This is a genomic window from Bradyrhizobium betae (assembly GCF_008932115.1).
GTDB classification, from domain to species: domain Bacteria; phylum Pseudomonadota; class Alphaproteobacteria; order Rhizobiales; family Xanthobacteraceae; genus Bradyrhizobium; species Bradyrhizobium betae.
This window is the reverse complement of the sequence record NZ_CP044543.1, coordinates 1,927,904-1,939,829: the sequence shown is the minus strand read 5'-3', so window position 1 is coordinate 1,939,829 and position 11,926 is coordinate 1,927,904. Positions and strand designations below refer to the sequence as shown.

The 11,926-nt window shown below is 67.2% G+C and carries 8 protein-coding genes; 4 read left to right on the top strand and 4 right to left on the bottom strand.

What is annotated here, in order from left to right; genetic code table 11:
* Positions 1 to 49: 49 nt before the first annotated feature.
* Positions 50 to 1,156 carry a cyanuric acid amidohydrolase gene (gene atzD / locus F8237_RS09205; RefSeq protein ID WP_151643922.1) on the bottom strand — a complete coding sequence of 369 codons (1,107 nt, stop codon included), beginning with the start codon at positions 1,154 to 1,156 and terminating at the stop codon, positions 50 to 52.
* 1,205 nt (positions 1,157 to 2,361) lie between these two features.
* Here atzD and F8237_RS09190 point away from each other — a divergent pair.
* Entirely contained in the window at positions 2,362 to 4,698 is a 2,337-nt protein-coding gene (locus F8237_RS09190; RefSeq protein ID WP_151643920.1) for a Tex family protein, read from the top strand.
* Between the two features lie 10 nt (positions 4,699 to 4,708).
* On the opposite strand, the gene F8237_RS09185 is transcribed toward F8237_RS09190, so the two are convergent.
* Positions 4,709 to 5,080 carry a response regulator transcription factor gene (locus F8237_RS09185; protein ID WP_151643918.1) on the bottom strand — a complete coding sequence of 124 codons (372 nt, stop codon included), beginning with the start codon at positions 5,078 to 5,080 and terminating at the stop codon, positions 4,709 to 4,711.
* Entirely contained in the window at positions 5,077 to 5,943 is an 867-nt protein-coding gene (locus F8237_RS09180; protein WP_151643916.1) for a S1C family serine protease, read from the bottom strand. Before F8237_RS09180 ends, F8237_RS09185 begins: the two co-directional genes overlap by 4 nt.
* Positions 5,944 to 6,136: 193 nt before the next feature.
* On the opposite strand from F8237_RS09180, the gene F8237_RS09175 reads away from it, so the two are divergent.
* Positions 6,137 to 7,102 carry a VOC family protein gene (locus F8237_RS09175; RefSeq protein WP_151643914.1) on the top strand — a complete coding sequence of 322 codons (966 nt, stop codon included), beginning with the start codon at positions 6,137 to 6,139 and terminating at the stop codon, positions 7,100 to 7,102.
* Positions 7,103 to 7,117: 15 nt separating this feature from the next.
* On the opposite strand, the gene F8237_RS09170 is transcribed toward F8237_RS09175, so the two are convergent.
* Entirely contained in the window at positions 7,118 to 8,254 is a 1,137-nt protein-coding gene (locus F8237_RS09170; protein WP_167527468.1) for a GGDEF domain-containing protein, read from the bottom strand.
* Positions 8,255 to 8,444: 190 nt separating this feature from the next.
* Here F8237_RS09170 and F8237_RS09165 point away from each other — a divergent pair, with 190 nt between their 5' ends.
* Positions 8,445 to 9,320: a dihydrodipicolinate synthase family protein gene (locus tag F8237_RS09165; RefSeq protein WP_151643910.1), complete on the top strand. Its 876-nt coding sequence runs from the start codon at positions 8,445 to 8,447 to the stop codon at positions 9,318 to 9,320.
* Positions 9,321 to 9,516: 196 nt separating this feature from the next.
* The gene (locus tag F8237_RS09155) at positions 9,517 to 11,841 is read left to right on the top strand and encodes a xanthine dehydrogenase family protein molybdopterin-binding subunit (RefSeq protein WP_151643906.1); all 2,325 of its coding nucleotides are present in this window, start codon (positions 9,517 to 9,519) and stop codon (positions 11,839 to 11,841) included.
* Positions 11,842 to 11,926 lie beyond the last annotated feature (85 nt).

Here is an 11,926-nt window from a genome sequence, read left to right as displayed (position 1 = left end):
AACTGAGCCGGCGCGAGGGGCAGGGTTGCGCCGGGCGGAGAGGTCTGCGTCAGTAAGCCAGTCGGGCGATCACCGCAACCGGCCCGCCGCCCGCCGGTCCCTGATGCTCGGCGCCGCCGGAAACATAAATCGCGCCGGTCCCGGCAACGCCGGCGATCAAGCCGCCGACCGCGGCGCGGGCGTGACGCGTCGAGCTGATGTCGGTGTCTTCCAGCATGGTGTGGCGGAAGCCACGCACGCTGCCATCAGGCGAGGCCTCGGCCTTGGCGAAGATGTTGATGAGTTCGCGGCCCGGCTGCGGATTTGCACCGAGCCCGACGTTCTGCAACGCCGTCATCACCGCCGGCGCATCGATGGCATCGTCCATCACAGCGTGCCCGATCACGAATTCGCTCGCGGACGATGCCGAATTGCCGAGCACGATGACGACGTTGTGCATCAGCTCGATCCCGGACGAGGTCGAGGCGACCTTCGAGAAAAGATCATAGCGGCGCAGCACGTCGTCGTCGCCGACGTCGGAGGCGAGCTCGCCGAGCGCGACCGCAACCCCGAGCGCGGAAGCACCGCGCGAATAGGCCATCGAGCTGTAGGCGCTTGTGGTTACGGTCGTGTTGCCGCGCGCGGTCGCCGCCGCGACGCGGTCGCTGGTGAGCAGCGGGCACTTGATCTGCACGAAATGGACGTCGGCCGGATCGGAAATGCCGGCATCCGCCATCGCGGCCTTCACGGCTTTCGCCGTCTCCGTGATCTGTGCCGCACGGCCGAGCTCTTCGGGCAGGAAGTCGCTTGTGTGGGCCATGCCGATGCTCAGGCGCTTGCCGGACAGACCCGCTGCTGGCCGATCGATCTCTTGCCGTGTGAACACGGTGATATGCGGGCTGAGCACGCCCTCGGTGCCGCCCGACATCACGAAAGCGATGCGCTGCTCGACCTCGTGCGCGGAAAGGCCGAGCTGCGGCGCCAGCGCCGTGCACAGCGCGGCCACCGCATACTCCCGGGTAAAGTCGTTGACGCCGCCATTGCCCTCGGTCTTGCCGAGGATGGCGAGGATCGATTTGGCCTCGATCGCGCCGGAGGCGATCATGGCCATGAGGCCGGAAACGTCGCCGGGGCCTCTGGTGGCGATCTTGAAGACGCCGACCGATGTGGCTGGCATGAGAGTCCTCGCGTGAAGTCAGGTGGTCCGGCGGAGCAAACAGGCGTGGAACGGAGGCGTCTGTCAAGTGCAACAGTCTGCGTCATTCCGGGGCGCGCGAAGCGCGAGCCCGGAATCCATCGTGCAGCGTGTTCTGCGGACCAATGGATTCCGGGCTCGCGCCAAGTGGCGCGCCCCGGAATGACAGCAGAGATGATGGTCGCCGTCGTCCTGTTTCGCCACAGTGTCAAGCCGTGCCCTGAAAAATATTCTACTTTACCGAAATTCGGGAATGACGTATGTAACGCCCATCCCGGCTCATCCTTGAGGGGCGATCGTACGTCGTCACGAGTTGCGAGCCGGGCCTGCGGTGGACGCGGCAGCGTCGTGCGCGAGAGGTGCGGGCAGGGCGGGTAGTCCCTGTGAGCCCGTGACCGCGCGCGGACGAGCGGCGCTGAAGCGTACGGCAAAACCGTGTGGTCTTGGCCGTCGTTGCTACGGTCAAGCCTTTTGCGGAGATGTGCGCGAGCCCAACCGGGCGGACGGCATCGTCAATTCGCGGGGCGAGGGAGGCCAGAAGGAAAGTTCGGCTCCCGGGAGAGCACGGCATAAGCCGTCCGACCATCGCGCAGGGAAGGCCGAGTGATCGGCGACACCTGTATGCTGCTGTGCGGTCTCTTTGCGCACCATTTCGCGCAGCGGACCGCGGGTGCCCGTCGGCACCCGGTCTTCCCTGCGCCCTCTTGGATTTGAGGGCCGAGCGAAGAAGCAAAACTCGGGCGAGATGCGCCGCGAGGCTGCGAAGGCGTGTCTGAGATTCAAAAATCGTTGATGGGGGATCAATCTTGTAACCGTCACCCCCGCGCAACCGCGAAGCGGTTGTCGCTGGAGGTGCGCGCTCTGCGGCGCATCGCGCCGCGGAGCAAGCCTCGAAGGGCGACAGCCCGGCTGCATCCGGGCCGTCCATCCTTCGACGCTCCGCATGCGCTGCTTTGCAGCGCACGCCTCGCACCTCAGGATGACGGAGCAAATATCTTGGCCCAAGCAAGAGGCAGAACAAGCGACATCCCCACGATTGTGGCGAGATCGCATCGGTTCGACAAAAAATCCCCTGTCGACGGTTGCGCGCCGCACCTTGATGAATCAACCTTGGTTGGTCCATAAGCGGCGTCCCGCAGCCGGTGGTTCGCCGCCGCCTTGCGTGGTTGGAATAGAGGGATTCTCGCGTGGCAAATATCAACCAGAAAATTGCGCAGGAGCTTGGGGTCCGGGCTGAGCAGGTCGAGGCGACGGTGACGCTGCTCGATGGCGGCGCCACGGTTCCCTTCATCGCGCGCTACCGCAAGGAAGCGACCGGTGCGCTCGACGACGCGCAATTGCGCACCCTTGAGGAGCGCCTGGGCTATCTGCGCGAGCTGGAAGACCGCCGCAAGGCCATCCTCGAATCGGTCCGCGAGCAGGGCAAGCTCGATGCCGCGCTGGAAGCCTCCATTCTCGCCGCCGACAGCAAGGCGCGTCTGGAAGACATCTATCTGCCGTTCAAGCCGAAGCGCCGCACCAAGGCCGAGATCGCCAAGGAAGCCGGCCTCGAGCCGCTCGCCAATCAGCTCATGACGGAGCCCGGCAACGATCCGAAGGTGGTGGCCGAAACCTATGTCAATTCCGAGAAGGGCGTCGCGGATGCCGCCGCCGCGCTCGACGGCGCCCGTGCCATCCTGGTCGAGCGCTTCGACGAGGACGCCGACCTGATCGGCGCATTGCGCGAAGACGTCTGGTCCAATGCGCGCATGGCCTCCAAGGTGCGCGATGGCAAGAAGACCGAGGGCGAGAAGTTCGCCGACTATTTCGAATTCTCCGAGCCGCTGACCAAGCTGCCTTCGCACCGCATCCTCGCAATGTTCCGCGGCGAGAAGGAAGAGATCCTCGATCTGCAGATCCAGGCCGAAGAGCCGCCGCCGCCCGGCGTGCCTGGAGTCTACGAGCTGAAGATCATGAAGCGGTTCGGCATCGCCGACCTCAAGCGCGCCGGCGATCGCTGGCTGGTCGACACCGTGCGCTGGGCCTGGCGCACCAAGATTCAGGTGCATCTCAACATCGACCTGCGCATGCGGCTGTGGAACGCGGCCGAGACCGAGGCGGTGCGCGTGTTCGCGTCGAATTTGCGCGATCTGCTGCTGGCCGCGCCGGCCGGCACACGCGTCACCATGGGGCTCGATCCCGGCTTCCGCACCGGCGTCAAGGTTGCCGTCACGGACGCGACCGGCAAGGTGGTCGATACCGCCGTGATCTATCCGCACGAGCCGCAGCGGCAATGGAATGAGGCGCTCGCGATCCTCGGCAAGCTGGCGCTGAAGCATCGCGTCGAGCTGATCGCGATCGGCAACGGCACAGCCTCGCGCGAGACCGACAAGCTCGCGGGCGATCTCGTCAAGGGCCTCGCCGAGCTGAAGATGACCAAGATCGTGGTGTCGGAGGCCGGTGCGTCGGTCTATTCGGCCTCGGCTTTCGCCTCGGAGGAACTGCCCGGTCTCGACGTCACCCTGCGCGGCGCGGTCTCGATCGCGCGGCGCCTGCAGGATCCGCTCGCCGAGCTCGTCAAGATCGAGCCCAAGGCGATCGGCGTCGGCCAGTATCAGCACGACCTCGGCCAGGCCAAGCTTGCAAAATCGCTCGATGCCGTGGTCGAAGACTGCGTCAACGCGGTCGGCGTCGACGTCAACACCGCGTCCGCGCCGCTGCTTGCGCGCGTGTCGGGCGTCGGCTCGGGTCTCGCCCAGAGCATCGTGGCGCATCGTGACGCCAACGGCCCGTTCAAGTCGCGCAAGGCGCTGAAGGAGGTGCCGCGGCTCGGACCGAAGGCGTTCGAGCAGTGCGCCGGCTTCCTGCGTATCCTCGGCGGCGAAGATCCGCTCGATGCCTCCGGCGTGCATCCGGAAGCCTATCCGGTGGTGCGGCGGATTCTCGCCGCGACCAAGAGCGACATCAAGGCGCTGATCGGCTCGAGCGAGGTCGTGCGCACGCTGAAGCCGAAGGATTTCGTCGACGAGACTTTTGGTTTGCCGACCGTCACCGACATCCTGCGCGAACTCGAGAAGCCCGGCCGCGATCCTCGTCCGGCGTTCAAGGCCGCGGTGTTCAAGGAGGGCGTCGAGGAGATCAAGCATCTCCAGAAGGGCATGATCCTCGAGGGCACCGTGACCAACGTCGCCGCGTTCGGCGCCTTCGTCGACATCGGCGTGCACCAGGACGGCCTCGTGCACATCTCGGCGATGTCGAAGACCTACATCAAGGATCCGCGCGAGGTGGTGAAGCCCGGCGACATCGTCAAGGTCAAGGTGCTGGACTTCGAGGTCGCCCGCAAGCGCATCTCGCTGACGCTGCGGCTCGACGACGAGGTCGGCGCCAAGAAGGACGCTCCCGGCATGCAGCGCGACAACAGTTCGCGCAACCCCGCCCGCATGACCTCGTCCGCGCCGCGCAAGCAGGAGGCCTCCTCCGGCGGCGGTGCGCTCGCCGAAGCGATGCGCCGCGCGGCCGAGAAGAACGGCGGCAAGCGGGCGTGAGGCGCGCGGCCTAAAGCTCGATCACGCCGCGGCGCGCCGCATGGGCCACCGCGTCGGTGCGGCCGGTCGCGTCCAGCTTGTCGAGCAGCGAGCCGACGTGGAATTTCACCGTGTGCACGGAAATGCCGAGCTGGCGCGCGATCATCTTGTTCGAGGCGCCCTCGGCCATCAGTGCGAGCACGTCGAGCTCGCGCTGCGTCAGCGCGATATCATCGGGCATGCTGCGCGGATCGCGGGCGACCACCGTCGCCGCGGCTTGCTCCCCCGGCGCGGCGAGGCGAAGCCCGGCGACGTTGCCGAGCAGCGCCGCCAGGCGATCGGCGAGAGCGGGATCGTCGATCTCCAGCGACAGCACGATCTCCGGCGTGGTGTCGCCGCTCACGCCTCCGGCCTCTCGCCGACAGTGACCTTGAAGCTGACCGGCTCGCCGCCGCGGCGCGCGGCGACATCGACCACCGCGCCGACGCTTGCCGGGCCCAGCGTCCGTGACAGCGCGCGCACGCCGGACAGCTTTTGGTCGTTGACCGCGACGATCACGTCGCCCTGGCGAATGCCGGCGGTGGCGGACGGGCCGGCCTTGTCGACATTCATCACCATCGCGCCCATGCCGTCGTCGAGCCGCACCGGCTGCAGCCCAAGGCCGAGATATCCGCGCGCGATGCGGCCGCGGGTCTCGAGTTGCGCCGCGACCCGCGCGATCGTCGCCGTCGGGATGACGAGCACCCGCCTTGGTCCGAGCACGGCCATGCCGAAGGCCTGGCCTGATGCGTCGAGCGCGAGCCCGCCCTGCTGGCCGAAGCGCAGGCGAACGTCGAGCTCGATCCGGGCATCGATCTCGCCGCCACGCAGGGAGCGCCAGCCCTTGCCCGATGCCGACACCATGCCGAGCGCCGCGCTCGGCGCATCACGATCGGCGGCGACCACGACCGATAGCGTGCCGAGCGGCGGGACCGTGGTGGCGAGCTTGACCGGGGCGAGACCGGTATCGGCGCGCAGCAGCGCGATGTCGGTGGTGTGGTCGCGGCCGGCGATCACAGCTGCGACCGTGCTGCCGTCGGGCAGGGCGATCTGCACCTCGCCCTCGTCGGCCAGCGCCTCGTCGGCGGTGACGATCAGACCGGGCTTCCAGACGAAACCGGTGGCGCGGCTACGATGCGAATGCACGGAGACGACGGATGGCGCGGCGTGCGCCACGACATCCGCGAGCGCGGACGACAGTGAGGACAGAGGCGTGGAATCGGTCATTGCGGGCTCCTGTAAGCTGCCCCCAATCTGGGATGTCGCGGGTGATTGCGTAACTGCCCGGGTGGGCAGGACCAGCACAGTCCTCCGTAGGACCACGGCCGACGAACATGTGATTGGGAGCCGCTCACGGGAACGTGTAGCAATCCCGTGATTGCGCCAAATGGCCTCAAGCGTTTCCAGCGAGCCCTGACCGATGACCATCGACCTGACCCGCCGCACCCTGCTCCAACTCGCCGGCGCGGCGTCGCTGGCGATGGCTGCCGCGGCCGCGGCGCGCGCCGAGGGCATGCCGCAGGGCGGCGGGCCGACCTACGCGAGCCGGACGCCGATGCGCGTCGGCATGGTGACGCTGCGGGTGAAGGATCTCGGCAAGGTCGCCGACTACTACCGCGACGTGATCGGGCTCACCGTGATGGAGCGCTCCGCCAGCGCAGCCAGGCTCGGAACGGCCGGCATCACGCTGCTGGTGCTGGAAGCCCGCCCCGATGCCGCGATCGAGCCGCGCAACGCCGCCGGCCTCTACCACACCGCATTCCTGATGCCGACCCGCAAGGATCTGGCACGCTGGCTGGTGGCAGCCGCCTCGCATCGCGTGCCGCTGTCGGGCTTTGCCGATCACCTCGTCAGCGAGTCCGTCTATCTCGACGATCCCGAAGGCAACGGCATCGAGGTCTATGCCGACCGCGATCCCTCGCAATGGCAGTGGAGCGAGGGCAGCGTGAAGATGGCGACCGACGAGCTCAACATTCCCGACCTGCTGTCGCTGACCAACACGCGCGTCGCCGACTATGCCAGGGCGCCGGACGGCTTGCGCGTCGGCCACATGCATCTGCGCGTCGGCGACCTCGCGCAGGCCGAGAGCTTCTATCACGGCACGATCGGCCTCGATCCGACCCGCAAGCGCAACGGCGCCGCGTTCCTGTCGTCGGGCCGCTATCACCATCACCTCGGCATGAACGTCTGGCAGAGCCAGGGCGCCGGTCAGCGGGACGATGCCGCCACGGGCCTCGCCTGGTTTTCGCTGGTGACGGCGAAGCAGGACATCCTCGCCGCGCAGGAGGAACGCCTGCGCAAGGGCGGGGCGCAGCTCACGACGCTTGCGAACGGCGTGGAGGCGATCGATCCCTGGGGCACGCGGGTGCGGCTGCTCAGGGCGTGATCGAACGCGGCAGCTTCAGCCTGCTGCGCGTTCGAGGCCGAAATCCTCATCCGCCCATGCGAAGCGGCTGCCTCCGGCGCGTTTCGCTGCGTAGAGGGCGCGGTCGACCCGCTCGAGAAGCTGCGCCGTCGCACCGGCGGTCGCAGCGCCGGCGCTGACGAGAATTCCTGCGCTCGCGCCAATGCGGACCGGGATGTCGGTCAGCAGGAACGGGATCGAGAGATCGAGAATGGCCCGGCGCGCCAGGGCGAGTGCTTCCTCGCGGCCGTCTCTGCCAGCGGCAACCGGCTTGAGCATCATGAACTCGTCGCCGCCGAAGCGCGCGGCAAGTCCGGTACCGCCGATGCAGAACGACAGCCGCTCCGCCACCTGGCGCAGCAGATCGTCGCCGGCGTGATGGCCGTGACGGTCGTTGACCGGCTTGAAGCCGTCGAGATCGATGGCAATGATGGCGAAGTCGCCGCGTGTGTCCGCCGGCGCCTGGAGAAACGCGGCCCGGTTCGGCAGTCCCGTGAGGAAATCGTGGGTGGCCTGCCGCGCCAGCCGATGCTTGGCTTCGAGGCGTTCGACGAAGGCGGCGCTGAGGTGCTCGGAGGCTTCGCGCAGGGTCAGCCAGAAGAACACCAGCATCACCGCGCCGAGCTTGTAGGCGAGCTCGGGCCGCAGCAGGCTGGCCGCGATGGTTGGTGCGAGCAGGATTGCGGCAGTCGTCAGGATGATCCAGGGACGGATTGCCGCGCGTGAGACCATACCGACGCAGAACGACATCGAAAGCCCGAATGCTATCCACGCTCCCGGGTCGTCGTCGATCTGGAGCGCCCGATATGACAGCATGCCGAGCGCAAGGCCGAACGCGGAAGCGCCGGCGCCGTAGAGCCGCTCCCAGCGGATCACGTCGGCATCGGAGAACTGCGCGGCGCGGGACTTGTAGCGGAACAGGGAAAAGATCCGGGCCGAGGCCGTGATGAAGATGAAGGCCGCGACGACGGCGTAGCCGGCATCGCCGCTCATGACGGCCAGCGCCACGGCCCCCGTCACCGACGTGACGCCGATGGCGGACACTTGCGGCAGGGACGTGTACAGGAGATCGACGAGTTCGCGCCGGATGCGCGGATCGGGATGCAAATGCCTGGACAACATTGTAATGGGCATGGCCGGCACCATCACCATCACTCCCTAACAAGGCGTGGGGGAAGGGCGCGACATGATGGCCGCCGCGCCACGTCGTTAAAGAGTGGTCAATGCGCAAGCTTGCTGGCAATTTTTTTGCGTGTTAGCAGCAACGGCAGGGCGCGCGCCGCCTGCTTGCCGGTATGCTCCAGCCTTCTGCATCGGACCCGCCATGACCGAATTTCACGGTGTGTTTCCCTATCTGGTCTCGCCTGTCGATGCGGACGGCTCTGTCCGCACGAAGGTGCTGGCAAGACTCTGCGACGATCTGATCGGCGCCGGCGTGCACGGGCTGACGCCGCTGGGCTCGACCGGCGAGTTCGCCTATCTCAACGCCGCGCAGCGCACGGCGGTCGTGCAGACCACCATCGAGGCCGCGAAGGGCCGCGTGCCCGTGGTCGCCGGCGTCGCTTCCACGTCGACGGCTGACGCGGTGGCGCAGGCGAAGGCGTATCAGAAGCTCGGGGCCAACGGCATTCTGGCGATCCTGGAGGCGTATTTTCCGCTCGCGGACGCGCAGGTGGAATCCTATTTCCGCGGCATCGCCGACGCGGTGGACATTCCCGTCGTCATGTACACCAATCCGCAATTCCAGCGCTCCGACCTGACGCTCGACGTCATCGCGCGCCTCGCCGCGCATCCGCGCATCGGCTACATCAAGGACGCCTCGACCAATACCGGCCGGCTGCTCTCGATCATGAACCGCTGCGGCGATGCCTTGCGCGTATTCTCGGCCTCCGCCCATATTCCGGCCGCGGTGATGCTGATCGGCGGCCTCGGCTGGATGGCGGGCCCGGCCTGCATCATCCCGCGCCAGAGCGTCGCGCTGTACGACCTCTGCAAGGCAGGCCGCTGGGACGAGGCCATGGCGCTGCAGCGCAGGCTGTGGCGGATCAACGAGGCCTTCGCGCGCTTCAATCTCGCCGCCTGCATCAAGGCGGGGCTCGCGAGCCAGGGTTATGAGGTCGGCGACCCCGTCCCGCCGCAGGCCCCTCTGACGGACGACGCGCGCAAGGTCGTGGAGGCCGCGCTCAGGGAGCTGGCGTAGCCATCCCCTCCGTCGTCATGGCCGGGCTTGACCCGGCCATCCACGCGCCTCCACACGAGAAGAACGTGGATGGCCGGGACAAGCCCGGGCATGACGAAATTGCGGAGTGATCGCCCAAAACCGCGGCTGGCATGCTCCCGGTCGATCCGCTAAAAGGCGGGCCGCAGTTTCGAAAAGACCCTGAGGACCCAGCGGAATGAACATTCTTCCCGGCAATTTGCGTTTCGGAGCGGGCCAGCCCGTCAAGCGTTTGGAAGACCAGAGGCTGCTCACCGGGAAGGGGCAGTTCATCGACGACAAGCCGGAGGAGGGCGCGCTGTGGTTGTATGTGCTGCGCTCGCCGCACGCCCACGCCAAGCTCGTCTCGATCGACACCGGCGCCGCGGCATCGATGCCGGGTGTCACCGCGATCTACACCGGCGCCGACCTCGTCAAGGACGATATCGGCACCATCCCGACCTTGAGCATCTTCAAGCGTCCCGACGGCAAACCGATGACGGTGCCGCCGCGCCGCCTGCTCGCCCACGAAATCGTGCGCTATGCCGGCGAAGCCGTGGCCGCCGTGGTCGCCTCCTCGCGCACCGAGGCGCAGAGCGCCGCCGAAGCGATCGTGGTCGAATACGACGTGCAGCCCGCGGTGGTCGATCCGGTCGAAGCCGTCAAGCCCGGCGCGCCCGTGGTGTGGCCCGAGGCGCCCGACAACATCGTCGGCGCGATGAGCTATGGCGATGCCGCCAAGGCGGATGAAGCCTTCGCCAAGGCCGCGCATACCGTCGAGCTCGATATCGTCAGCCAGCGTCTGGTGCCCTCCGCGATGGAGCCGCGCTCGACCATTGCCGAGATCGACAGGAAGACCGGCCGTCTGCTGCTGCATGTGCAGTCGCAGACTCCAGCCTCGACCCGCGACGTGCTGGCGGAAGCCGTGCTCAAGCGACCCAAGGACAGCGTCCGCGTGCTGGTCGGCGACATTGGCGGCGGCTTCGGCCAGAAGACCAATCTCTATCCGGAAGACGGCATCGTCGCCTATGCCGCGACCAAGCTGAGCAAGAAGATCCGCTGGCGCGGCGACCGCACCGACGAATTCGTCGGCGGCACCCACGGCCGCGATCTGACCTCGACCGCGTCCTTTGCGCTCGACGAGAAGGGCAAGGTGCTGGCCTATCGCGTCAAGTCGATCGGCTGCACCGGCGCATACTCCTCGGGTGCGGCGAACATCATTCCGCTCGTGCTCGGCCCGTTCGTGCAGACCGGCGTCTACGATCTGCCGCTGGTGCATTTCGAGATCAAGTCCGTGATGACCCACACCGCGCCGGTCGGCGCCTATCGCGGCGCGGGCCGCCCTGAGGCGGTCTTCATCGTCGAGCGCCTGTTCGACGCCGCCGCGCGAAAAATCGGCATGGATCCGCGTGCGATCCGCAAAGCCAACTACATCAAGCCGGCGCAGCTGCCCTATACCAACGCGGCCGGGCAGGTTTACGATTCCGGCGCCTTCGCGCACATGCTCGATCGTGCCGTGAAGCTCGCCGACTGGGACGGCTTTGCCGCACGCAAGAAGGCCGCGAGGAAGAAGGGCCTGCTCTACGGCCGCGGGCTGACCTCCTACATCGAATGGACCGGCGGCCGCGCCCACACCGAGAAGGTCAGCCTGCACGCGACCTCGGAAGGCCGCGTCATCCTGCATTCCGGCACCATGGCGATGGGGCAGGGCTTGCAGACGACCTACACGCAGATGATTTCCGACACGCTCGGTATCCCCATGGAGAAGATCGATGTCGTGCAGGGCGACACGGATCTGGCGCAGGGCTTCGGCAGCGTCGGCTCGCGCTCGCTGTTCGTCGGCGGCACGGCCGTGGCGGTCTCCTCCAACGATCTGATCCAGAAGGCGCGCGAGAAGGCGGCGAACGTGCTGGAGACCTCGATCGAGGACATCGAGTACCAGGGCGGCATGCTGACCGTGGTCGGCACCGACCGTCGCATCAGCCTGTTCGATCTTGCCGAGAAGGAAGGCGGCGCCAAGCTCAGCGTCGATTCCGAAGGTGAGGTCGACGGTCCGAGTTGGCCGAACGGCACCCATATCTGCGAGGTCGAGATCGATCCGGAGACCGGCGTGTCCAAGGTCGTGCGCTACACCACCGTCGACGACGTCGGCGTTGCCGTGAACCCGATGCTGGTTACCGGCCAGATCCATGGCGGTGTTGCGCAGGGCATCGGTCAGGCGCTGTACGAGGGCGTGTCCTACGATGCCGACGGCCAGCTCCTGACCGCGAGCTATCAGGACTATTGCATTCCGCGCGCCGACGACGTTCCGCCGATCGTGGTGACGCTGGATGATTCCGCGCCCTGCCGCACCAATCCGCTCGGCGCCAAGGGTTGCGGCGAATCCGGCGCCATCGGCGGCCCGCCCTGCGTCACCAACGGCGTGATGGACGCACTCGCCGAACTCGGCATCACCCAGCTCAACACGCCGCTGACGCCGCAGAAGATCTGGAAGGCGATCCGGGACGCGAAGGCGGCGAGGTAGTATTCCGTTGTCGTCTCGGGGCGCGCGACTTGTCCGCCGAAGCTCGAAGAGCGAAGGCGGAAGCGCGAACCCGGGATCCATAACC

What these genes read in the sequence shown, in the direction of transcription:
- atzD (WP_151643922.1), bottom strand. Translation starts at nt 1,156, where the DNA reads ATGCCAGCCACATCGGTCGGCGTCTTCAAGATCGCCACCAGAGGCCCC.
- F8237_RS09170 (WP_167527468.1), bottom strand. Translation starts at nt 8,254, where the DNA reads ATGCCCATTACAATGTTGTCCAGGCATTTGCATCCCGATCCGCGCATC.
- F8237_RS09155 (WP_151643906.1), top strand. Translation starts at nt 9,517, where the DNA reads ATGAACATTCTTCCCGGCAATTTGCGTTTCGGAGCGGGCCAGCCCGTC.
- F8237_RS09175 (WP_151643914.1), top strand. Translation starts at nt 6,137, where the DNA reads ATGACCATCGACCTGACCCGCCGCACCCTGCTCCAACTCGCCGGCGCG.
- F8237_RS09165 (WP_151643910.1), top strand. Translation starts at nt 8,445, where the DNA reads ATGACCGAATTTCACGGTGTGTTTCCCTATCTGGTCTCGCCTGTCGAT.
- F8237_RS09180 (WP_151643916.1), bottom strand. Translation starts at nt 5,943, where the DNA reads ATGACCGATTCCACGCCTCTGTCCTCACTGTCGTCCGCGCTCGCGGAT.